General features: G+C 69.9%; 22 protein-coding genes. 12 read left to right on the top strand and 10 right to left on the bottom strand.

The genetic code is table 11. The features are described 5' to 3' along the window. Window positions 1-108: 108 nt before the first annotated feature. Window positions 109-612, top strand: coding sequence for a hypothetical protein (locus HH310_RS08795; protein WP_169174934.1), 504 nt, complete (start codon window positions 109-111; stop codon window positions 610-612). Here HH310_RS08795 and HH310_RS08790 read toward each other — a convergent pair. Next, a complete protein-coding gene (locus tag HH310_RS08790; protein WP_169174933.1) occupies window positions 609-1454 on the bottom strand; it encodes a sigma-70 family RNA polymerase sigma factor in 846 nt (281 codons plus the stop codon). The genes HH310_RS08795 and HH310_RS08790 overlap by 4 nt on opposite strands. A 290-nt stretch (window positions 1455-1744) precedes the next feature. Between HH310_RS08790 and HH310_RS08785 the strand changes: the two genes are divergently transcribed. Next, the gene (locus tag HH310_RS08785; RefSeq protein WP_169174932.1) at window positions 1745-3271 is read left to right on the top strand and encodes a DEAD/DEAH box helicase; all 1527 of its coding nucleotides are present in this window, start codon (window positions 1745-1747) and stop codon (window positions 3269-3271) included. A gap of 28 nt (window positions 3272-3299) precedes the next feature. Here HH310_RS08785 and HH310_RS08780 read toward each other — a convergent pair whose 3' ends face one another. From HH310_RS08780 to HH310_RS08765, 4 genes are read right to left on the bottom strand one after another with little or no spacing between them, the layout of a single operon-like run. Further along, on the bottom strand, window positions 3300-3809 hold the full coding sequence (locus tag HH310_RS08780; protein ID WP_169174931.1) for a GNAT family N-acetyltransferase: 510 nt from the start codon (window positions 3807-3809) through the stop codon (window positions 3300-3302). A gap of 56 nt (window positions 3810-3865) precedes the next feature. After that, complete coding sequence (locus HH310_RS08775) at window positions 3866-4369, bottom strand: YceI family protein (RefSeq protein WP_169174930.1); 504 nt, start codon at window positions 4367-4369, stop codon at window positions 3866-3868. Window positions 4370-4404: 35 nt separating this feature from the next. Further along, a complete protein-coding gene (locus HH310_RS08770) occupies window positions 4405-7044 on the bottom strand; it encodes an AAA family ATPase (RefSeq protein ID WP_169174929.1) in 2640 nt (879 codons plus the stop codon). Window positions 7045-7059: 15 nt separating this feature from the next. Then, entirely contained in the window at window positions 7060-7710 is a 651-nt protein-coding gene (locus HH310_RS08765) for a hypothetical protein (RefSeq protein ID WP_169174928.1), read from the bottom strand. A 17-nt stretch (window positions 7711-7727) separates the two neighbouring features. Between HH310_RS08765 and HH310_RS08760 the strand changes: the two genes are divergently transcribed. Continuing rightward, window positions 7728-7913 (top strand): hypothetical protein, encoded by a 186-nt coding sequence (locus tag HH310_RS08760; protein ID WP_169174927.1) that lies wholly within the window; start codon window positions 7728-7730, stop codon window positions 7911-7913. Here the strand turns inward: HH310_RS08760 and HH310_RS08755 are convergent. The 3 genes from HH310_RS08755 to HH310_RS08745 all read right to left on the bottom strand — a co-directional run bounded on the left by HH310_RS08755 (window position 7887) and on the right by HH310_RS08745 (window position 10288). After that, entirely contained in the window at window positions 7887-8930 is a 1044-nt protein-coding gene (locus HH310_RS08755) for an App1 family protein (RefSeq protein ID WP_211191912.1), read from the bottom strand. The two genes, HH310_RS08760 and HH310_RS08755, sit on opposite strands and share 27 nt — an antisense overlap. A gap of 116 nt (window positions 8931-9046) precedes the next feature. Then, complete coding sequence (locus tag HH310_RS08750; RefSeq protein WP_169174925.1) at window positions 9047-9844, bottom strand: hypothetical protein; 798 nt, start codon at window positions 9842-9844, stop codon at window positions 9047-9049. 90 nt (window positions 9845-9934) lie between these two features. Beyond that, the gene (locus HH310_RS08745) at window positions 9935-10288 is read right to left on the bottom strand and encodes a hypothetical protein (protein WP_169174924.1); all 354 of its coding nucleotides are present in this window, start codon (window positions 10286-10288) and stop codon (window positions 9935-9937) included. Window positions 10289-10426: 138 nt separating this feature from the next. Between HH310_RS08745 and HH310_RS08740 the strand changes: the two genes are divergently transcribed. The 8 genes from HH310_RS08740 to HH310_RS08705 all read left to right on the top strand — a co-directional run bounded on the left by HH310_RS08740 (window position 10427) and on the right by HH310_RS08705 (window position 19651). Further along, window positions 10427-11287, top strand: coding sequence for an NAD-dependent protein deacetylase (locus HH310_RS08740; RefSeq protein ID WP_169174923.1), 861 nt, complete (start codon window positions 10427-10429; stop codon window positions 11285-11287). Window positions 11288-11442: 155 nt separating this feature from the next. Then, window positions 11443-12441 (top strand): LacI family DNA-binding transcriptional regulator, encoded by a 999-nt coding sequence (locus HH310_RS08735; RefSeq protein ID WP_169174922.1) that lies wholly within the window; start codon window positions 11443-11445, stop codon window positions 12439-12441. Between the two features lie 126 nt (window positions 12442-12567). Beyond that, window positions 12568-14256 (top strand): ABC transporter substrate-binding protein, encoded by a 1689-nt coding sequence (locus HH310_RS08730; protein WP_169174921.1) that lies wholly within the window; start codon window positions 12568-12570, stop codon window positions 14254-14256. A gap of 60 nt (window positions 14257-14316) precedes the next feature. Beyond that, a complete protein-coding gene (locus HH310_RS08725) occupies window positions 14317-15351 on the top strand; it encodes an ABC transporter ATP-binding protein (RefSeq protein ID WP_169174920.1) in 1035 nt (344 codons plus the stop codon). Beyond that, on the top strand, window positions 15348-16328 hold the full coding sequence (locus HH310_RS08720; protein WP_169174919.1) for an ABC transporter permease: 981 nt from the start codon (window positions 15348-15350) through the stop codon (window positions 16326-16328). The genes HH310_RS08725 and HH310_RS08720 overlap by 4 nt, the downstream gene beginning before the upstream one ends. A gap of 3 nt (window positions 16329-16331) precedes the next feature. After that, window positions 16332-17258 (top strand): ABC transporter permease, encoded by a 927-nt coding sequence (locus HH310_RS08715; RefSeq protein WP_169174918.1) that lies wholly within the window; start codon window positions 16332-16334, stop codon window positions 17256-17258. Then, window positions 17259-18287, top strand: coding sequence for an ABC transporter ATP-binding protein (locus HH310_RS08710; protein ID WP_169174917.1), 1029 nt, complete (start codon window positions 17259-17261; stop codon window positions 18285-18287). It begins immediately after the preceding gene. Continuing rightward, entirely contained in the window at window positions 18284-19651 is a 1368-nt protein-coding gene (locus HH310_RS08705; protein ID WP_169174916.1) for a GH1 family beta-glucosidase, read from the top strand. Before HH310_RS08710 ends, HH310_RS08705 begins: the two co-directional genes overlap by 4 nt. A 40-nt stretch (window positions 19652-19691) precedes the next feature. Here the strand turns inward: HH310_RS08705 and HH310_RS08700 are convergent, their stop codons facing one another. Beyond that, window positions 19692-19841, bottom strand: a complete 150-nt coding sequence (locus HH310_RS08700; protein ID WP_169174915.1) for a hypothetical protein — start codon at window positions 19839-19841, stop codon at window positions 19692-19694. 666 nt (window positions 19842-20507) lie between these two features. On the opposite strand from HH310_RS08700, the gene HH310_RS08695 reads away from it, so the two are divergent. Further along, window positions 20508-20717, top strand: a complete 210-nt coding sequence (locus HH310_RS08695; protein ID WP_169174914.1) for a DUF397 domain-containing protein — start codon at window positions 20508-20510, stop codon at window positions 20715-20717. Here HH310_RS08695 and HH310_RS08690 read toward each other — a convergent pair. After that, window positions 20711-21628, bottom strand: coding sequence for a helix-turn-helix transcriptional regulator (locus HH310_RS08690; protein ID WP_169174913.1), 918 nt, complete (start codon window positions 21626-21628; stop codon window positions 20711-20713). The genes HH310_RS08695 and HH310_RS08690 overlap by 7 nt on opposite strands. Window positions 21629-21655 lie beyond the last annotated feature (27 nt).

The raw sequence follows: 21655 nt of genomic DNA, 5'->3' as shown, positions 1-21655 counted from the left end.
GCCTCCACGCCTGTCACGCAGGTTACGGCCGACCGAGTATGTGTCAGCAATCCGTCAATATCTCCGGCGAGCCGTTACGCGCGGCGGTCGATCGGAATTAGTCCCGGCATGAACCACGACCACCCGATCACACGCCTCGGCGCGCTGGCGATCATCGCCGCCGCCACCCTCACCCTCACCTCCGCGTGCACCGGCGACGACAAGCCGGCCGCCGCCCAGGCCGCCGCCGGCGGGCCCGAAGCCCGGACCATCGACGGCGCGCGCGCCGCCGCGCAGACCGTGTTCGACCGGTTCTCCGGCGGCGACTTCGCCGGCGCCTGGGAGATGTACACCCAGGCCGGCAAGCAGGCGATCAGCAAGACCGACTACGTCAAGCTCAACGAGGCGTGCTCGCGCAAGGGGCTGGCCATCCAGCTCACCAGCGCCCGGATGGACGGGACGGACCGGGCCATCGTGATCGCCAAGCAGCTCGTGGCGGCCCAGTCGTACACGATGGTGTACGAGAACAACGCCTGGAAGCTGGAGCCGGCCAAGGAGGGTCTGGCGCTCTACAAGCAGGGCGCCGCCAAGGCCATCGCCGCCCAGAAGAAGGCCGGCACCTGCGCGAATTAGGCTGCGGCCGGCAGGCCGTCGGGGCCGGTCAGTGCCAGCCGGGTGCGTAACGTGCCCCGGGCGCCGATCTGCTCGTAGTAGGCCTGCCGGCGCCGTGCCACGCACCCGTCCTTGGCCGCGGCCTGCGCGGCCAAGGACGGCTCGAGGTGCGTGTTCAGCCCGTCCCGCAGCAGGCTGAGCGCCTCGGCCCGCAGCTGCGACACCCGCGACTCGGTCACGCCCAGGTCCTGGGCGATCCGGGCCATCGGCCGCTCGTCGAAGAAGTACCCGTGCACCACCGCACGCAGCCGCTCGGGCAGCGCCTCGATCGCGTCCCGCAGGTAACCGAGCCGCTCGCGCCGGATCAGCATCTCCTCCGGTCCGGCGCTCGGTTCGGTCACCATGTCGTCGGCGCTCGCCGTCGCGAAACCCTGCAGGCTGAACACCACGGCACGCTTCACGTCGTCGTCGGCCGACTCGATGTCCTCGGCCGCGACGCCGAGCCGGCCGGCCACCTCGTGCACGGTCGGCGTGCGGCCCAGCTCCGAGGTGAGCTCCTGCCGGGCGCCGTCCGCGCGGCGGGCACGCTGGCGCACCGAGCGGCTGGCCCAGTCCAGGCCGCGCAGCTCGTCGAGCAGCGCCCCCCGCACCCGGGCCGCCGCGAATCGGGCAAAAGGCACACCGCGCTCGTGGTCGAACCCGCGGGCGGCGTGTACCAGCGCGGCGTATCCGGCCGACATCAGGTCGTCGCGGTTGACGTGCGCGGGAACGCGCGCGAGCGTCTCGCGGACCAGGTGGCCGACCAGCGGCATGTGTTCGGTGACGATGTCCGAGCGACGGCGGTCGGGCGTGACTCCGCTCATGGGGGATCTCCTCGTGGTACCGCCGGTCGGGGGTTCCGGCGCCGAGAAAAACGGTGATCGTCGCGGAGTGCGGAGCGGGTCGGATACGGGTGCTGTTCGGTTGCTTCGGGCGCGTAACGACGGCGAGGTATGCTTGATCACGCGGTCCGCCCAGTCTTGCCTCGGGCCGCCAGACCGATGCCCGACACCAGCGGCATCGGCCTTCCGGATCGGCCACCACGCGCCGCGACTGAGCCACACGAGTCTGCGCCGGGCAGGACGACCCCTCGACCCTTTGGAGTCACCGCTACATGACCACCTTTACCGAGCTCGGCGTGCCCGCCGTTCTGACCACGGCACTCGCGGACCTCGGCATCACCACCCCCTTCCCGATTCAGGCCGCCACCCTGCCCGACACGCTCGCCGGGCGCGACGTGCTGGGCCGCGGCCGTACCGGCTCCGGCAAGACGTACGCGTTCGCGCTGCCCGTGCTGGCGCGGCTGGCCGCGTCGAAGTCGGCGCGGCGGCCCGGCCGGCCGCGCGCGCTGATCCTGGCGCCGACCCGTGAGCTGGCCACCCAGATCGACGCCACGATCGCGCCGCTGGCCGCCAAGCTGGGCCTGCGCACCCTCGTGGTGTTCGGCGGCGTCGGCGCGCAGCCGCAGATCCGCGGTCTCAAGGCCGGCGTCGACATCCTGGTGGCGTGCCCCGGCCGGCTCGACGACCACCTGCGCAACGGGCACGCTTCGCTGGACTCGGTGGAGATCACCGTGCTGGACGAGGCCGACCACATGGCCGACCTCGGATTCCTTCCGGTCGTACGCCGTCTCCTGGAGCAGACCCCGCGCAACGGTCAGCGGATGCTCTTCTCCGCCACCCTGGACAACGGGGTGGACGTGCTGGTCAAGAAGTTCCTGCGCAGCCCGGTGACGCACGCTGTCGACTCGGCCGCCGAGGCGCCGGTCGAGATGGCGCACCACGTCCTGCACGTCCGCGGCGACGACCGCTTCCCGGTGCTGGTCGATCTGCTCGCCGCACCGGGCCGCACGGTGGTCTTCACCCGCACCAAGCGCCGCGCCAAGGTGCTGACCCGGCAGCTCGTCGCGGCCGGGGTGCCGGCCGTCGAGCTGCACGGGAACCTGGCGCAGAACGCCCGCAACCGGAACATGGCCGCGTTCGCCGACGGCACCGCGGAGACGCTGGTGGCCACCGACATCGCGGCCCGCGGCATCCACGTCGACGACGTGGCCCTGGTGATCCACGCGGACCCGCCGGTGGAGCACAAGGCCTACCTGCACCGCTCCGGGCGCACGGCCCGGGCCGGCGCGCGCGGCACGGTGATCACGTTGATGACCGACGATCAGCAGTCCGAGGTGCGCGACCTCACCCGCCGGGCGGGGGTCCGCCCGACGACGAGCCGGACCAGGCCCGGTGACCCGTTGCTGGCCGAGCTGGCGCCGGGTGAGCGGAAGTTCGTGTCGCCGGCTCCGGCTCCGGCTCCGGCCGCCGTCCCGGCGGCGCGGGCCAGCCGCCCGGCCCGCGATCAGGCACGGGCTCGAAACAACGCCCGGCCGGCGTCGACGGACGGCGCGACGCGCGGGCGTCGCTCGGGTGCGGCTCCGGCGGATGGCCGGGTGCGGCACTCCGGAACGGCAGCGGCCGAGGGCCGGGGCCGGCATTCGGGAACGGCCGCGACGGATGGCCGGGGCCGGCACTCGGGTACGCCGGCGGCGGATGGCCGCGGGCGGCGCTCGGGCGCTCCGCGCACCGGATCTTCAGCACCCCGGACCGGTTCGGGCGCACCGCAGGCCGCGTCGCGCGGCCGCCGCGCCCACTGACAGCACGACAACGGACGGCCGCCGCCCGCTATCCGGGCGGCGGCCGATCCAGCCGCTTCACGAACACCAGGAACGGCTCCTCTTCCCGGACCACCCGCCCGTCGTCGCCGACGTCCTCACGAAACGTCATGAGAGTCTGCTCGCGCCACTCCGTGAAGGACAGCCGCCGGTACAACCGGATGGCATCGTCGTTCGCCGGATGCACGCCCAGCGCCACCCGGCGGTGACCCATCGCGCGAAGCCGCCGCTCGGCCGCGCCGATCAACCGCCGCCCCACGCCGGCCCGTTGATGCTCGTCCATCACCCGCAGGTGCTGCAGGAGCGGAACCCCGGGCAGTCCGGACCGCAGTTCCTGTTCCTCGGCCGGGGCCAGCCGCAGGAACAGGTGGCCGAGGAAAACCGCGCCCCGGAAGGCGAAGAGCAGGATTCCGCGCCGTTCGCCGAGATGCACCAGAAGATGTCGCCGATGGTATTGGTCGGACACGAACCGGCGTACATCGTCCTCGGCCGCCTCCACGATCCGCACGTCGTCCCGCACTCATGGCCTCCGATCCGTCCCGCATGATCGTCCTGCCACGAGGCCCCGCTGTCGAGTTAACCAGCGCAGTACAGGTCGAGACTGATGTGGACGGTGCGGCCGACGATCGCCCGGCCGGTCTTCACGCCCGCGGCCACCCGGTCCACCGTGCACGTCGCGGTGAAGCGGCAGCCGTCGCCGGTCGGTTCGGCCGTGCCGAGCTCCAGCGTCACCGGGCTGTCCTGGCCGCGCACGTTGAGCACGCCGGTCAGCCGCCCGTCATCGAAGCCGGTGCTGCGGAACGCGATCACCGGGAAGCGTACGGCGTCCAGGAAACGCTTGCCCCGGATGTCGCGGTTGCGTTTGGCGTCGTCGCTGCGGAAGCTGGCGGTCGCGATCTCCGCCGAGGCGGTGGACCGGGCCGGGTCGTCGGCCACCGTGATCGTGCCCTGGTGCACGGTCATCGTCGCGTCGACCGGCTTGAGGCCGAAGACGTGCGTGGCGATCAGGCGGCAGGTGGAGCGGTCCGGGTCGATGGTGTAGGTGCCGGGCCGGATCTGGGTGCTCAGGTTCGTTGTCATGGCTTCGACTCTCGGCGGCGGCGGGCCGCGCGACGTCAGTGCCGGTACTGAGAAGCACCACGTAGGTCGGCGCGGCCGCTGAGCCCCAGCTTCGCGAGGATGTGCCGCACGTGTGTCTCGACCGTCCGCTCGGACAGGTAGAGCCGTTCGGCGATGGCCCGGTTGGCGAGTCCGTCCGCGACCAGGGCGGCGATCTCGCGCTCCCGGGCAGTCAGCGGGTCCCGGCTCAGCTCGCCGGCCGCCGCGGCGACGACCGGCATGCCGAGCCGGCGCGCGGTGACCCCGGCCGCGGCGGCCAGCTCCCGGCAACGGCGCGGGTCGGTGGGGCGCAGGAAACGGGCGTACGCGAGACGGGCGAGAGCGAGGAACGGAGCGCAACCCGCCGCCTCCTCCATGGCCACCGCGGCGGCGAAATGGCCGTCCGCGGCCTGAGTCTTGCCCAACCCGAAAGCGATCTCGCCGAGAGTGCGATCGGCGGCGCCGAAGCAGGCCGTCTGCGAGTTCAGATAGAAACCCGCGTACCGCAGTAACAACGCGTAGGCGTCCGCGGCCAACGATCGGTCACCGGCCCAGATCGCCACCTCACCCGCTGTCATCACGATGAACGGACGGCGCAGGTCAATCGGGAGCACCGGCAGCGCCGTCCGTAACAGCGCCAGCGTCTGATCGACCGCCTCGCGGTCGTTCATCTCCATCGCTACCCGGGCGATGTGCGCGGCCCCCACCGGCGCCGAGGCGGCCAGCGACAGATCGGCCCCGAGATCGGCCGGCCAGTGACCCCGGCCCCCGGTGAGCCGGGCCAGGCCGCCCAGGAAGGCCCGGTGCAGGTACGACGCGGACTCGTCGTGGCCGCGCATGGCCACCTCCGCGGCCTCCGCCGACGTGGCCTCGGCCTCGGCGAACCGGCCGCTGAGCAGCAGCCCCGCGCCCCGCGCGCGCAGCAGATGCCAGCGGGCCACCGGCCAGCTCAGCCGGGCGGCGAGCGCGTCCAGTTTCGCGGTCTCGGCATCCATCGCCGCCCGGTCGCCGCGCATCAGATGAGCGTCCACCCGCCACACCCGGCTCCACAGCTCGGCGTCCGGCCGACCGGCCGGCCCGGCCAGCGCGGCACCGCGCCGGGCCAGCTCCAGCACCTCGTCGACGTCGCTGACCGGATCGATCACCTCGTGCCTGGCGTGAATGGCGGAGACCAGCGCGCCCGGATGCCCGGACTTCTCGGCCAGCGCCATCGCCTCCTCGCTGATCCGCCGCGCTGCCGCCGGGTCCTCGGCCTCGGTCATCAGGAACGCGGTCTGCGCGAGCACCTGAGCCCGCTCGGCGTCGCCCGGTTCCAGCGCGAGCGCGCGATCGCAAAGCCGCAGCAGCGCGGGCGCGAGCGGTCCGCCGAATCCCGTGATCACCAGGGCCGCGGGCGCACCCACCCGGTCCACGATCGCCTCGCAGTCGGCCAGCGCCAGATCCAACTGCCCTCCCCGGTACGCCGCCTTGGCGCGCTCCAGCCGCACCACATCCGCGTCCCGCGGCCGGTTCTCCAGCGCCCGGCCGAGCCAGCGCACCGCCTCCTCGTGATCGAGCGCCCGGGTCGCCGCCGCGGCCGCGGAGACGCACGCCTCGACCGCCGCCCGCCGCGACTCCTCGTCCACCGCGGCCCGCACCCGATGCCGGGCGATCTCGGCCGGTGATCCCCCGCCGTGCGCGGCGATCGCCGCGTGCGCCCGGATCCGCTCGTCCCGGTTCATCGAGTCGTACAACGCCTGCCGCACCAGCTCGTGCCCGAACCGGACGCGGGCCGGCGCCGACGGATCCTCGACCAGGATCCCGGCCTCGACCGCCTCGGCCACCGCGTCGCCCGGCACGATCCGCCGGAGCGCCGGCACGTCGATCTCGGCACCGAACGCCGCCGCCACGCCGAGCATCTCGCGGCAGGCCGGCGTGAGCGGCACGGTCCGGCGTAGCACGAGCCGGCGCAGTCCCTCGGGCAGCCCGATGGATCCGGCCGGGCGAGCGAGCCGGTCCTCGCGCAGCAGCAGCCGGGCCAGCTCGCGCGTGTAGAGCGGGCTCCCGCCGCCGAGCCGGTGCACCACGGCGGGCCACGTCGGATGCACCTCAGCCTCGCCGAGCCCGGTCAGGTACGCGCCGACCGCGCGCACGTCCCACGGCCCCAGCTCCAGGATCTCGGCCTCGGGCAGGTCGGGCTGCGGAACGGGCCGGCTGGTGCCGATCAGCGTCAGACTCGTCGAGCCGATCTCGCGGCACAGCGCGCCGAGCAGCGCCAGCGAAGCCGCGTCGGCCCAGTGCAGATCCTCCAGCACCAGCACGAGCGGGCCGGCCGCGCGCAGCGCCCCGATCGTGGAGCGGATCGCCCGGAATCGTGCCACCGCCGCGGATTCGCCCTCGTCGGCGAGCTCCAGCAGCGACGGCGACAGACCGTCCACGCCGGACTCGAACAGGCGCAGCCACGGCCAGAACGCGGGGGCGCCCTCGTCCGGGTCGCAGCGTCCGATCAGGACGGTCGCGTCCGCCGCGCGAAACCGGGTGACCGCCTCGCCGGCCAGCGCGCTCTTGCCGATGCCGGCGTCGCCGACCAGCAGCGCGGCCCCGCCGGCGCCGCGCAGCGCACCGGCTCGCAGGCGGTCGAGCGCGACCACCTCGGCGACCCGCCCGATCAGCCCCATCCTGACAACATGACCCTAGCCAGCGGGAATGTCCACCGCGATCTCGTCCGAGAGGGTGAACCCGTCGCACAGCTTCAGCGAGTCCCCGCTCCAGAATCGGCCCGGGTCGTACCAATTGGGCTGACGCCCGCGCGGCAGCAAGCCCATCGCCTCGTACGTCACGGCGACCACCTCGGCGCAGTACGCCGTCTCCAGCACCGAGGACGCGAGCTCCCCGTCGCGCCGGCCGGGCGCGACGTGTGGCACCCGGCCGCGCACCCAGCGCCAGGCCAGCTGCGCCGACGACGGGAACGGGGTGCCGTCGAGGCGGGCCACGGTCTTGAGCGCCAGGTCCTCCATCGGGCGCGACACCGAGGGCTCGAGCTGGCGTAACCAGCCGCGCTGGCCGTACCGGTGGGCCCAGACGTGCACCGCGTCGCGCAGGTCGTGCAGCTGGACCCCGCGCTGGAAGGTGCCCGACCACATGTCCGGCAGCGACTTGCCCAGCTCGGCGTGCCACATCAGCGGTGGCATGTCCTCGACCACCACGGACATGCCCACATGGTTCACCGGGCTGTTGGTCAGCGCCTGGATCGCCCGGTCTGGCCCGGATCGTCCCCGGAAGATCCAAATGTCGCCCGTGCGCGTCAGGTCGATAGCCTCGTCCAGGCTTATGGCGGCGTCCACGTGTCTATCCTCGGGTGATGCGTTGGTGGAAAGTAGTGGGATTGGCGGGTTTGGCGGGCGTCGCGGCCACCGGGGCCGTCATGGCGCGGGCCGAACGCCGCCGCCGGGCGTACACACCCGAGCAGGTGCGCGAGCGCCTGCACCAGCGAGTGGCGGAGACCGTGGAATATCCCGCGTCAGACGACATCGGCGTCTCGGAGTAACGACCAGAGGCCGGCGCCGTCCGGGGCGGAGAACCACGTCTTGCCACCCGAGCCGACCGCTTCCGGTGAGCCGGACGGCCCCGGGACGGCACCGGCCAGCACGGCCTGCGTCGGCGACAGCCGCCGGATCGCGACGGCCGCCACGTTCTCCGGGTGGGCCTGCGCGAACTCGGAGTAGATCTCCTGGTCGTGCTGGCCGTCATCGCCGATGAGCAGCCATCGGACCTGCGGGAACTCGGTGGACAGGCGCCGCAGCGTGGTGCGTTTGTGCTCCTGGCCGCTGCGGAACCAGCGGTCCGGCGTCGGCCCCCAGTCGGTGAGCAGCAGCGGCCCGGCCGGGTACAGGTGGCGGGAGAGGAACCGGGTGAGCGCGGGCGCCACGTTCCACGCGCCGGTCGACAGGTAGAACACCGGGGCGCCGGCGTTCGCCGTGGTCAGCCGCTCGTAGAGCACTGCCATGCCGGGCACCGCCATGCGGGCGTGCTCATCGAGCACAAAAGTGTTCCACGCGGCCAGCAGCGGCCGGGGCAGCGCGGTGACCATGACCGTGTCGTCGATGTCGGAGATGACGCCGAACCGGCATTCCGGGTCGACCACCCGCACCGGCGCGTCCACCGAGGCGGCGCCGTCGGTGGACAGCCGTACCGTGCCCCAGCCGGGCTCGAGATCGCCCTTGACCCGGCAGTCCACGTAACCACTACGGTCCGTGCGGGTCTCGGTGACGCTCTCGCCGATCTGGATCCGCACCACCGTGTCGGTGACCGGTGACGTGGTGAAACTGCGCCAGCCGCGGACCTTTTCCAGGCGCTTGCGGGCCTGCGCCGGGCGGGTCAGCACCACCCGGGCCATGACCCGGGCCCAGCCGGGCGCGCCATACCCCGTGTACGCGGTGATGACGGGCTCCCACCCCCGATTGCGCAGCCGTCGCACCAGAACCTCGTGGAGGGCGTCCTCCAGCCGCGCGGCCCGGTGCAACCGGACCGCGTTCGGCTGGTCACCCACCGGTGTTGACGACAAGCCGTCCTCCTGCCCGTTTCTCCGCACGCGGGGTCATCCTGCCCGGTTACGGTACCTGCCTGTGCTGACAGTCGCGGGCGAACCGGCCATCCGGCAATACCCTCCACAGGGGATGTCTATGCGGCCGCCGGAAGATCGGCGGTGGTCCATTGCTCCGCCCACCATTGTTCACCGGGAGCCGGTTGCCGGGTGCCGCTGTGCGCGATCGCGGCGGCCACCTCCAGGCGCAGGCTGCGCACCGCCTGGGCGGACAGTTCGGCGGTCTGCCAAGCCTTTCGCTCGGTCGCCAGGGCCTGCCGGTAACCGGCGAGGCGGTGGTCGCGGACGGCGTTGCGCAGCGCCCCCTCCTGGAACACCGGGTGCAGCCGGGGGTTCCAGCCGCGGTGCGCGAAGATGTCGTTCAGTTGCTTGATGGAGATCTCCCGGTGCCGGCAGGCCTCGCTGGCGGCGTGATGCAGGTAACGCTCGCGGTCGACGTTCTCGCCGGGCTTGCGACGGCGGCTCATCAGCGGAAACGCGCCGGCCTTGAGGGTGGCGCGGGCGGCCCGGTCGGCCGCGTCGAAGGCCGTCCAGGCGGCCTCGAGCTCCTCCTGCGCGGCGATCCACTCGCCGCGGTGGCGTTCCGCGGTGGCGGCGGCCCGGCGTGCCGCCACGGAGATCTCGCCGGCGTACTGAAGATCCTCGGCCGGGCTGGGCGCGGACTCGACCAGGCGGGGCGTGAAGGTGCCGCCCGGGCTCATGGTCAGTTCGGCGGTCGGGGCGCCGTCGGCGGCGGCCCGGTCCCGGGCCCGGCTGGTCAGCCGGCTCGGGAGGACGAGGAGGGCGGCCAGGCCGGCCAGCACCACCACCATGATCAGCCAGACGACGACGGCGAGCGGGAGAGAGACGAAAAAGCTGTGCAGGACGAAATCCACGGGACACCTCACGGGCGACGCGATCTTCGTAACGGGTTGCGCTGAGACCACGACGAAAGGCCGAGCCTTCCGCCCAGATGCGGCGAGAGGTCAGATGGCCGGAGGCGCCCGCGGAGCCCGGACCCGCGACGCGACCCCGGCGAGGATCCCCACCGCAACCGCCACGACCAGCGTGGACGGCAGGGCCGGCAGCGGCAATTCCCCGAAGGAGCGGTCCACCATCGAGGCGACCGGCACCGCGGAGTGGGACGACGCGGCGTCCACGACAGGCGCCGCGGCGGCGGCCGGCCGCGCGATCGAGACCGGCACAGCGGGGCCGGCCGACACCGGCTCGCTGAACGCGGGCGCCGTCAAGGCCAGCGCCACCATCGCCAACCCGGCGAGGAAACGCAGCAGGCGGCGGCCGTCCCAATACCGGGGAAGCACGCGCGCCAATTCAGCCACGAGGAACAAACTACCGTTTCGGGCAGCAACGTGCACGAGCCCCGAACGTCGCGACGAGCACACCACCGCCCTGCCGAAAACCCCACACCGGGAAAGCGCGCCGTACCGGCTTCGCGGGGCGCGAGGGAACATGGTGGCGTGGACCTACAGGTGGTTGATCAGGTGGCCGAGCTCGGCGGGTGGGTGGCCGAGGGCGGCGTGGTGGTGCTCAGCGGCGCCGGGCTCTCGACGGACTCCGGCATCCCAGACTATCGGGGCCCGTCCGGCTCGGCCCGCAGCGGCACCCCGATGACCTACCAGAGCTTCACCCGCGACCCGATCGCCCGCCGCCGCTACTGGGCGCGCAGCCACCTGGGCTGGCGCAACATCGGCGACGCGAAGCCGAACGACGGGCACCGCGCGGTCGCCCACCTGCAGCAGCTGGGCCTGGTGGACGGCATCATCACGCAGAACGTCGACGGTCTGCACCAGGCGGCCGGCGCGCACGGCGTGATCGAGCTGCACGGCAACCTGGCCTGGATCGCCTGCCTGGACTGCCAGACCCGGACCCCGCGGCAGCAGGTGGCCACCAGACTGGAGCAGCTGAACCCGGAGTTCGCCGGGGTCGCCCAGCGGATCAACCCGGACGGCGACGCCGAGTTAGCCGACGAGGAGCTCGACGGCTTCGTGTACGCCGACTGCCCGGCGTGCGGCGGCATGCTCAAGCCGGACGTCGTCTACTTCGGAGAGTCGGTCCCGCCGCCGCGCGTTGCCAAGAGCTTCGAGACCGTCGCCGCCGCCCGTACGTTGCTGGTTCTCGGCTCGTCGCTGACCGTCATGTCCGGGCGCCGATTCGTGCTGCGCGCGGTCAAGGACGGCATCCGGGTCGCCATCGTCAATCGCGGCGTCACGCGCGGCGAACCGTACGCGGGACTGGTCATCGATGCCCCCTTGGGCATCGTTCTGCCCAACCTGGTCGAGACCGTGTCGCTGATTTCGTCCCGAGAAGTCCGCATTTAACTAAACGGAAGCGCTCCCATACCACACGGTTACCGTCCCGAGATAGAAATAGAGGTTCTTCACCATTGACGTGAGTCCCTATCCGGGCGTTAACTGCCGGAACCGGTTTCGGAAGCGGTTCCGAAATCTGCCGGTCACAACCGACGGAGGGACTCGTGCCGATCACCATTGCCGATGTGGCTGCCCGGGCCAAGGTCAGCAAGACCACGGTGTCCCGGGTCCTCAACGGCAAGGGTGAGCTCGACGAGTCGACCGCCGCCCGGGTCCGCGCCGTCATCGACGAGCTCGGCTACGTCCCGAGTTCGCGCGCCGTCGGCCTGGCCCGCGGGCGTACCCGGGTGGTCGCCATGCTGGTCCCCTCGCTCACCTGGCCGTGGATCGGCGAGGTCATCCAGGGCGCGGTGGACGTGCTGGAGGCCGAGCGGTACGGGCTGCTGCTGTACACGTGCAACCGCGGCGACGAGTCGATGCGCCAGTTCGGCGCCCAGGTCTCCGCGAAGTCGTTCGACGGCCTGCTGGTCATCGAGCCCGAGGGCACTCTCGACTACATCGCCAACCTGCACCGGCGCGGGCTGCCCGTGGTGCTCATCGACGACCGCGACCAGATCTCCGGCGAGATGCCCAGCGTCGGCACGACCAACCACGACGGCGCCCGCGAGGCCGCGCGCCATCTGCTGGCGGTCGGCCGCACCCGCCCGCTGGTGATCACCGGCCCGGAGCGTTTCGGCTGCACGCAGCAGCGCCTCGCCGGCTTCGAGGCGGTCTTCGACGAGGCCGGGCACCCCATCCCGGCGGAGCGGGTCCATCAGGGCGATTTCACGTACGCCTGCGGGACCCAAGGAGTAACAAAGGCGCTGGAGTCTGGAAAGGACTTCGACGCGGTCTTCGCGCACAACGACCTGTCCGCGATCGGCGCGATGCAGGCCCTGCTGGACAGCGGCCGCCGCATCCCGCAGGACATCGCCGTGGTCGGTTTCGACGACATCCGCAACTCGGCGCACACCCAGCCGCCGCTCACCACCGTGCACCAGCCCCTGCGCGAGATGGGCGAGGCCGCGGCACGCACGCTGCTCGCCCATTTCGAGGGCACACCCCTGCCCAACCGCCCGACCGTCATCCCCACCTCGTTCGTCACCCGCGCCTCCACCGAATAGGCCCCACCCGCGAGATCTCGACGCCGGCATCCCATCGGCGCCGCGATGCCGCACGCCCGGCGTTGCTCCCATTCGCGCTGCCGGGCACTTTCTCACCCGATATCGCACATCTGAGGAGAATTTGCGATGCAGAGAAGGAAACTGTTCGCGGTAGCCCTGGCGGGTGCGCTCGCCACGGGTGGTCTAGCCGCGTGCAGCGACTCGCCGAACGCCAACAACGCCAACGCGAACAAGTCGGTCGACTACCTGCGGATCGGCATGCCGAACGGCACCCAGACCGAGAACAACAACCCGTTCGCCGGCACCTCGTCGGCGAACGCGCTGGGCTACAAGTGGGTCGTCTACGAGCCGCTGATGCAGTGGAACCCGGTCAAGCCGGCCGACCCGATGACGCCGTGGCTGGCCAGCGACGTGAAGTGGGCCGACGACTTCAAGTCGATGGACGTGACGGTTCGCGACAACGCGAAGTGGTCGGACGGCCAGCCGCTGAGCGCCGACGACGTGGCGTACACGTTCAGCTTGCTCAAGACGAAGCAGGCGCTCAACGAGTTCGCCATCCCGTACGACCAGATCACCGTCAACGGCAGCGTGGTGCACGTGACGTTCTCCTCGCCGCAGTTCGTCAACCAGAGCAAGATCCTGGCGCGGACGCCGATCGTTCCCAAGCACGTCTGGGAGAAGATCGCCGACCCGACCACCGACACGTTGAAGAACCCGGTCGGCAGCGGGCCGTACTCGTTGAAGTCGTTCACCCAGGCCGGCGCCGTCCTCGACCTGCGCACCGACGGCGGTTACTGGCAGGACCTGCCGAAGGTCAAGGAGCTGCGCTACGTCTCGTACTCGGGTAACGACACCCAGTCCACCGCGCTGGCCAACGGTGAGTGCGAGTGGAGCTTCGTCTTCATCCCCAACTACAAGTCGGTCTTCATCGACAAGGACCCGGCGCACCACAAGGTCTGGGCCCCCGGCGTGCTCGGCATCCACGGCCTGTATCTGAACACCACGATCAAGCCGTTCGACGACCCGAAGCTGCGCCAGGCCATGAACATGGTCGTCAACCGGGCGGACATCTTCAACCAGGCCGAGGCCGGCTACTTCCACCCGCAGCTGGACAGCGTGACCGGTCTGCCGAACGGCGCCGGCGACGCCTACATCGCCCCGGAGTATCAGGGCAAGAAGCTCACGGTCGACGTCGACGGCGCCAAGAAGGTGCTGACCGACGCCGGCTACAAGCTCAACGGTGACACGCTGACCAGCCCGGCGGGCAAGCCGGTGACGATCAAGCTGAGCGACCCGGCGCCGTGGTCGGATTACCAGACCACCCTCGAGATCATCAAGTCGAACCTCGCGGAGATCGGCATCAAGGCCACCGTGGAGAAGCCCAACCAGGACAAGTGGGATGCCGACGTCCAGAAGGGCAACTTCGAGGGTGCCATGCGGTGGACGAACGGCGGCGCCACCCCGTACGACATCTATCAGACCGTGATGGACGGTGACCTGCTCAAGCCGGTCGGGCAGCCGGCGCAGCAGGGCAACTTCGGCCGGTTCAAGAGCCCGGAGGCCACCGCGGCGCTGAAGGCGTACGCCAACGCCACCACCGACGCGGCCCGCACCGACGCGATGAACAAGATCCAGAAGATCTTCGTCGAGCAGGTCCCGATGCTGCCGGTCGGCTCGGACAACGTCGGCGCCGCGTTCAGCGACAAGAACTGGGTCGGCTGGCCGAGCGACTCCGACCCGTACGCGGGTCAGCAGCCCACCCAGCCCTACTCGCTGCAGATCATCCTGAAGCTCAAGCCCGCCGCCAACGCCTGATCACCAAAGGCTGCTCCCGTACGCCCGTGCGGGAGCAGCCCGTACAAAGGAACTCCTGGGATGACGTCGACACAGGTGGTGCTTGAGGCGATCGGCCTGACCAAGCATTTCCCCGTACGCCGTAGTTTGCGCCAAATATTTCGGAAAGAGCACTCCGCGGTGCACGCCGTCGACGATGTGCACCTCACCCTGCGTCGCGGCCGGGTGGTCGCGCTGGTCGGCGAGTCCGGCTCGGGCAAGTCCACGGTGGCCCGCCTGCTCGCCCAGCTGTATCCGCGCACCGGGGGCGACATCAGGTTGCACGGCGCGAGCACCTCGGTCAACGGCGGCCGCGGCTTCCGGGCGTACGCGGCAAGGGTCCAGATGATTTTCCAGGATCCGTTCGCCTCGCTGAACCCGGTGCACACGATCCGCTATCACCTGACCCGCGCCCTGAAGATCCATCACAACACCGGCGACGATCTCGAGGCCGCGTTGCACGAGCTGCTCGGCCGGGTCAGCCTGACGCCGCCGGAGCGGTACCTCGACAAGTTCCCGCACGAGCTCTCCGGCGGGCAACGGCAGCGCGTCGCGATCGCCCGCGCGCTCGGCGCCCGGCCCGAGGCCCTGCTCGCCGACGAGCCGGTGTCCATGTTGGACGTGTCGATCCGGCTGGGCGTGCTGAACCTGTTGCGCGACCTCAAGGAACGGCTGAACCTGGCGATCCTCTATATCACCCACGACATCGCGTCGGCCCGTTACTTCGCCGACGAGACGCTGGTGATGTACGCGGGACGGATGGTCGAGGGCGGCGACAGCGAAACCGTGACGCAGACCCCCGCCCACCCGTACACGCGGCTGTTGATCGATTCGGCGCCGGACCCGGACCGCCTTACCGGAAATGCCGGCGAGCTAGCGACCGACCGCGGTAACGGTGAGCCGCCCAGCCTGATCGAGCCGCCGACCGGTTGCCGGTTCCATCCACGCTGCCCGATGGCCATGGCCCGGTGTACCACCGATCTGCCGGTCCGGATCGAGATCGGTGACCGGCCCGGGCATTGGGCCGCGTGCTGGTTGTACGACCAGGAAAAAGCAGCCTCGGAGGGCGTGGCATGAGGTATTTCCTCCAGCGCATCGCGTTCTATCTGTTCACCGCGTTCGCGGCGATCACCCTGAACTTCTTCATTCCCCGGCTGGTGCCCGGCGACCCGGTGCAGTCACTGATCGCCAAATACCAGGGCCAGATCTCCACCCAGGCCATCCAGTCCCTGTACGTGCTTTTCGGGCTCGACAAGAAGCAGAGCCTGTGGAGCCAGTACATCGACTACTGGAAGCAGATTCTGCACGGCGACCTCGGTCTGTCGTTCACGTTCTTCCCCGCCCCGGTGTCGCAGGTGATCGGTCAGGCCCTGCCCTGGACGGTGTTGCTGGTCGGCATCACCACGATCGTCAGCTTCTTTCTCGGGACCGGCCTGGGGGTGCTGGCCGGATGGCGGCGTGGCTCGTGGACCGACGGTCTGCTGCCGGTCACCACGTTCTTCTCGTCGGTACCGTACTTCTGGCTCGGGATCATCGCGATTTATTTATTGACCGGGCCGGGCAGCTTCTTCCCGTCGTCCGGTGGTTTCGACTCCGGCCTGGTGCCGGCGTTCGACCAGTACTTCATCCCGAGCGCGATCCGGCACAGCCTGCTGCCCGCGCTGACCATCCTGATCTCCTCGGTCAGCGGCTGGATCCTGAGCATGCGCAACATGATGGTGACCGTCGCGTCGGAGGACTACATCACCGTCGCGCACGCCAAGGGGCTGTCCGAACGGCGGGTCGCGCTGTCGTACGCGGCCCGCAACGCGTTGCTGCCCAGCGTCTCCGGCTTCGCGCTGGCGCTGGGCTTCATCGTCGGCGGCACGCTGCTAGTGGAGATCGTCTTCTCGTACCCGGGGCTGGGTTTCACCCTGGTCCAGGCGCTCGGCGCGAAGGACTACCCGCTGATGCAGGGCATCTTCCTGGTCCTCACGATCTCGGTGCTGGTGGCGAACCTGCTCGCCGACGTGGCGTACCTGCTCCTCGACCCGCGTACCCGCAAGGAGGGCTGAGGAATGCGTCGACGCTTCCTGTTCGTCCGTAACCGCAAAGCCGCGACCGGACTGGTCATCCTGGGCATCTACGTGCTGTTCGCGATCATCGGGCCGTGGGTCGCGCCGTACGACCCGAGCGCGCGCGGCAACGACCTGGTCCAGGGGCCGTCGAGTGCGCACTGGTTCGGCACCACGCACCTGGGCCAGGACATCTTCAGCCAGATCCTGGTGGGCACCCGCAGCGTCATCTACGTCGGTTTCCTGGCCGGCCTCATCGCGACCACGCTGTCGGTGCTGATCGGCGTCACCGCCGGATATCTCGGCGGCAAGACCGACGACGCGCTGTCCGTGCTGTCCAACGTGATCCTGGTGATCCCGGCGATCCCCCTGATGATCATCATCACCTCGATCCTGGAGAACGCGAGCGACACCCTGATCGCGCTGGTCATCGGCCTCACCTCGTGGTCCTGGAACGCACGGGTGCTGCGCGCGCAGACGTTGTCGCTGCGCCGGCGCGACTACGTGGAGGCGTCGCGGGCCAGCGGCGAGAAGACGTGGCGCATCGTCATCTTCGAGCTGCTGCCCAACCTGACCGCGGTGATCGCGTCCGGCTTCGTCGGCACGGTCATCTTCGCGGTGCTCTCCGAGATCACCCTGGCGTTCATCGGCATCACCTCGAACGACGGCTGGAACTGGGGCACCGTCCTGTTCTGGGCGCAGGGTCAGCAGGCGCTCGGCCAGCACGCCTGGTGGTGGTTCGTGCCGGCCGGCCTGGCGATCGCGTTGCTCGGCACCGCGCTCTCGCTGATCAACTTCGGGATCGACGAGTTCGTCAGCCCGCGACTGCGCAGCGCCGGCACGACCAAACTGAAGACCGCCTCGGGTGGCACGGTCCGGATGCGGATCGGCTTCACCCCCGTTTTGTCCGCCCCGCGGGAAGGCAAGTAGATGGACCCGATCCTGGAGATCCGCCACCTCGACGTGGACTACGGCCTCGGCGACCGGGCCGTGCGAGCGGTCCGCGACGTCAGCCTGACCCTGCACCGCGGCGAGGTCCTCGGCCTGGCCGGGGAGAGCGGGTCCGGCAAGTCGACGCTGGCGTACGGCCTGACCCGGCTGCTCGCACCCCCGGGGGTGATCAGCGGCGGCCAGGTGATCTACCACCCGGCGTCCGGCGAGCCGTACGACGTGCTGAGCCTGTCCGACAACGGGCTGCGGCAGTTCCGGTGGGCGGAGACCGCGATCGTGTTCCAGGGCGCGATGAACTCGCTCAACCCGGTGCACAAAATCTCCACCCAGCTCACCGACGTGCTCAAGGCGCACGAGCCGTCGATGAGCGAGCACACCCGCCAGGCCCGCGCCCGGGAGATGCTCAAGCTGGTCGGCATCTCGCCGGACCGGATGGACGCGTACCCGCATCAGCTGTCCGGCGGCATGCGGCAGCGCGTGATGATCGGCATGGCGCTGATCCTGCAGCCGCAGGTGGTCATCATGGACGAGCCGACCACAGCACTGGACGTGGTGATGCAACGGCAGATCCTGGGCCAGCTCATCGAGCTGCGCGAACGCCTGGGCTTCTCGGTCATCTTCATCACGCACGACCTGTCGCTGCTGGTCGAGTTCTCGAACCGGATCGCCATCATGTACGGCGGCCGGATCGTGGAGGAGGCACCGGCGGCCACGCTGTATCGGGACGCGCTCCATCCGTACTCGAAAGGCCTGTTGAGCTCTTTCCCCGCCCTGCGCGGGCCGCGCCGGGAACTGGCCGGCATCCCCGGTTCGCCGCCGGACCTGGCCGCCATGCCCGCGGGTTGTTCCTTTCATCCCCGTTGCCCGCGGGCTTTCGAGCCCTGCTCGGTTACCATCCCGGTGCTCGGACGGCCGGACGCCACCGGCCGGACCGTCGCGTGCTGGTTGCATCCGTCCGCCGACGCCGCCGATTCCCCCGGCGTCTCAGTCGCCTCTGGAGAGCATTGATCCCCGCCACCCGTCCCGCTCCCCTCACCCTCACCCACCTCCCCCGCGACTTCACCTGGGGCGTCGCCACCGCGTCGTACCAGATCGAGGGCGCGGTCGCCGAGGACGGGCGGGTGCCGTCCATCTGGGACACCTTCAGCCGTACGCCCGGGGCGATCGCCAACGGGGACACCGGCGACGTCGCGTGCGACCACTATCACCGCATGCCGGCCGACGTCGCGCTGATCAAGAGCCTGGGCGTCGACGCGTACCGGTTCTCGATCGCCTGGCCGCGCGCCGCCGACCTGAGTTTCTACGACCGGCTCGTCGACGAGCTGCTCGCCAACGGCATCCAGCCGTGGGCGACGCTCTACCACTGGGACCTGCCGCAAGCGCTGGAGGACGCGGGCGGCTGGCCGAACCGCGACACCGCGTACCGGTTCGCCGACCACGCGGCCACGGTCTTCGAGCGGCTGCAGGACCGGGTGGACACGTTCACCACGCTGAACGAGCCGTGGTGCTCGGCCTGGCTGGGCTACGCGACCGGGGTGCACGCGCCCGGCCGGCGCTCCCCGCAGGCCGGCATCGACGCGGCCCACCACCTGCTGCTCGGCCACGGCCTGGCGTTGCAGGCGATGCGCGCGCTGGAGACCCGCCCGCACACGTACGTGATCTCGCTGAACACCGGCACCGCCAACCCGATCGCGGACCGCACGATCGACCACGGCGCGGCGTACCGGGCCGACGGCATGGGCCTGCGCCTCTACCTGGACCCGCTGCGGCACGGCGCCTACCCCGCCGATGTCGTGCGGGATCTCGCCTACCAGGGCATCACGATCCCGGTCCGGGACGGCGACCTCGAGCTGATCTCCCAGCCGTTCGACATGCTGGGCTGCAACTTCTACTTCGGACAGAATTACGCCGGCACCGACGAGGCGGGCAACACCCACGACGCCTCGGGCGCGCCGGTGGTCCGGGCCATCATGCCGGACACCCCGCGCACCGCGATGGACTGGGCGATCACGCCGTCCCGCTTCACCCAGTTGCTGCTGCGGCTGACCCGCGACTACCCGGGCCTGCCGCTGGTCGTCACCGAGAACGGCGCCGCCTTCGACGACGTCGTCGCCCCGGACGGCTCGATCCATGACGATTCACGCACCGAATACCTGTCGGCGCATCTGGCCGCGGTGGCCGAGGCGTGCGCGCGCGGCGCCGACGTGCGCGGCTACTTCTGCTGGTCGCTGCTCGACAACTTCGAGTGGTCCCAGGGCTACGCCAAGCGCTTCGGCCTCTTCCACGTCGACTACGACACCCTTGCCCGTACGCCCAAGCAGAGCGCCCACTGGTTCCGCGAGACGATCGAGCGCACCCGCGGATCACGCTGAAGGCCCTCCGCACAGGAGGGCCTTCAGGGTGGGGGACCCACTACTTCATGAGACCCGGCAGGGCCGGAACACCCATCAGGTAGAAGTAGATAATCATCGTGACTGCCACCACGATGATCACACAGAGGCGGATCGTTGTCGGCCATGACCGAATAGCCTCCCCCACGACGTCCATAAAGTGCGTACGCATCGGTTGCACCTCCTCCCGCTCTCGATTCGATGTCACCCCGACCGCGATCGGTGATGGATGACTAACACAGAGTAATTCTGCCGCAGAACGGCACCGTTTGAACAGCTCCAATAAAGGCTCGCGCGGCCAAAAGCCGGATCACCCGCGACAAAATGCGGACAATCCGGCTCGATTCGAGGTGGCAGCCTCGAAAATTGGCACTGCCGGATGACATGAGGCAGTGGGTCCGTGTTCAGTATGCGAGATCCAGTACCCGATGCCAAGCATCTTTTCGCCCTATGGCGCTCTGACTTTTCCCGCCCGCAACAGGCTATTCGCCAACCGGCCGAGTGATTTCGCCATAAATATAAAGGCGGAAAGCCGCCGCGCAACCCGCCAGGTGGCACTTTGCGTGGTGCAGATTGCTCGCGCGCGGACTGCGAAGCGCAATCCGCAGCGGGCGGGTCGCCGGGTCTACCTGGTCATATACGGCAGCCGACGCTCTCGCGGCCGGCTCCCGAAACGCGCCGATCAGGCTCGTGGACACTCGGCCTCGCATGCTGATAGCGTTCGCGTGAAATTCGCGCGCAGCCCGACTTCGGACTCTTACGTCATATCGCCACCAAATCCGGCCGGGCCGCGTATCGTGACTATTTTGTGGCCTTCTACATTTATGGGTGATGACGAATGGATACGCTCGACGATAATTGGCGTAAGAGCACGCGCAGCGCCCAAGGCGATTGCGTCGAAGTGTCGTACCGGTCGCACGACGAAACCATTCTCGTCCGTGACACGAAGGCCGCGGGAAAGGGCCCCGTACTGGCGTTCACCCGCAGTGAATGGACCGCGTTTCTCGGCGGGATCCACGACGGTGAGTTCAATCTGCCGGCTCAGTGAGACGACTCGGGGGTGTCGTCGCGTCCGGGGCGGTCCAGCGCGGCGATCGCCCGGTCGACCAGGGCGACCGCGTCCTCATTGCGATGGGCGATCTGTTCCATCTGGAAGAACGCCTCCAGATACCCGGCCGTCTCCTCGAGGTCATCCCGGATGATCCACTCGCCGCGAGCATCCTCGATGTAGAGGATGTCGTCGCCGACCTCCGGGGAGGGCAACTCCAGCAACATGTACGACCCCCGCATGTACTGGTAGAGCCCGCCGGCGAAGGGCACGACCCAGATCGTCGTCGCCGGCTCGACGAGCTCTGACCGGAGCCGTTCCAACTGCCGTCGCATCACGCCGGGGCCGCCCACCATTCGGTACAGAACCGCCTCGTCGATCGCGAAGAACAGCTTTGGTGGGTCCGGTCTGGAACCGAGCAGATCCTGCCGGGCCATCCGGACCTCGACGAGCTTGTCCACCAGGATCGCGTCGCTGTCGACCGGGGGCGCCGTCATCTCCGCGAGTGTCGCGCGAGCGTACTCGTCGGTCTGCAACAGTCCGGGCATCAGCAGCGGCTGGAAGTTACGGATGATCGAAGCCGCCGATTCGTAGCTGAGCATGGTCGCGAACTCTTTGCTCAACTGATTGCGGTAGGGCGACCACCAGGCCGGCGCCTTCACCGCGCGGGCCATCGCGACGAACTCGTCGATCTGTGCCTGATCGGTGATCTCGTACAGCCGGAGCAGCGCCTTGAGATCGTTCGTGGAAATGGTGACGGTGCCTGCTTCGATCCTGAGCAGCTTGGACTGCGACCAGTCCATCTCGGTGGCGACATCCTTTTGCGACAATCCGGCGCCGTCGCGCGCCACCCGCAATTTCACCCGGAGACGCCGGCGCTGTACTTCAGGATCACGACCGTCGCTCGCCATGCAATGCACCTCTGTCACGAATGCGTT

The organism is Actinoplanes sp. TBRC 11911, from assembly GCF_012933445.1.
In the GTDB taxonomy this organism is placed as follows: Bacteria; Actinomycetota; Actinomycetes; order Mycobacteriales; family Micromonosporaceae; genus Actinoplanes.
This window is presented reverse-complemented; position numbering and strand designations above follow the sequence as displayed.

What these genes read in the sequence shown, in the direction of transcription:
- HH310_RS08795 (WP_169174934.1), top strand. Translation starts at nt 109, where the DNA reads ATGAACCACGACCACCCGATCACACGCCTCGGCGCGCTGGCGATCATC.
- HH310_RS08790 (WP_169174933.1), bottom strand. Translation starts at nt 1,454, where the DNA reads ATGAGCGGAGTCACGCCCGACCGCCGTCGCTCGGACATCGTCACCGAA.
- HH310_RS08785 (WP_169174932.1), top strand. Translation starts at nt 1,745, where the DNA reads ATGACCACCTTTACCGAGCTCGGCGTGCCCGCCGTTCTGACCACGGCA.
- HH310_RS08775 (WP_169174930.1), bottom strand. Translation starts at nt 4,369, where the DNA reads ATGACAACGAACCTGAGCACCCAGATCCGGCCCGGCACCTACACCATC.
- HH310_RS08770 (WP_169174929.1), bottom strand. Translation starts at nt 7,044, where the DNA reads ATGGGGCTGATCGGGCGGGTCGCCGAGGTGGTCGCGCTCGACCGCCTG.
- HH310_RS08760 (WP_169174927.1), top strand. Translation starts at nt 7,728, where the DNA reads ATGCGTTGGTGGAAAGTAGTGGGATTGGCGGGTTTGGCGGGCGTCGCG.
- HH310_RS08730 (WP_169174921.1), top strand. Translation starts at nt 12,568, where the DNA reads ATGCAGAGAAGGAAACTGTTCGCGGTAGCCCTGGCGGGTGCGCTCGCC.
- HH310_RS08725 (WP_169174920.1), top strand. Translation starts at nt 14,317, where the DNA reads ATGACGTCGACACAGGTGGTGCTTGAGGCGATCGGCCTGACCAAGCAT.
- HH310_RS08720 (WP_169174919.1), top strand. Translation starts at nt 15,348, where the DNA reads ATGAGGTATTTCCTCCAGCGCATCGCGTTCTATCTGTTCACCGCGTTC.
- HH310_RS08715 (WP_169174918.1), top strand. Translation starts at nt 16,332, where the DNA reads ATGCGTCGACGCTTCCTGTTCGTCCGTAACCGCAAAGCCGCGACCGGA.
- HH310_RS08710 (WP_169174917.1), top strand. Translation starts at nt 17,259, where the DNA reads ATGGACCCGATCCTGGAGATCCGCCACCTCGACGTGGACTACGGCCTC.
- HH310_RS08700 (WP_169174915.1), bottom strand. Translation starts at nt 19,841, where the DNA reads ATGCGTACGCACTTTATGGACGTCGTGGGGGAGGCTATTCGGTCATGG.
- HH310_RS08695 (WP_169174914.1), top strand. Translation starts at nt 20,508, where the DNA reads ATGGATACGCTCGACGATAATTGGCGTAAGAGCACGCGCAGCGCCCAA.
- HH310_RS08690 (WP_169174913.1), bottom strand. Translation starts at nt 21,628, where the DNA reads ATGGCGAGCGACGGTCGTGATCCTGAAGTACAGCGCCGGCGTCTCCGG.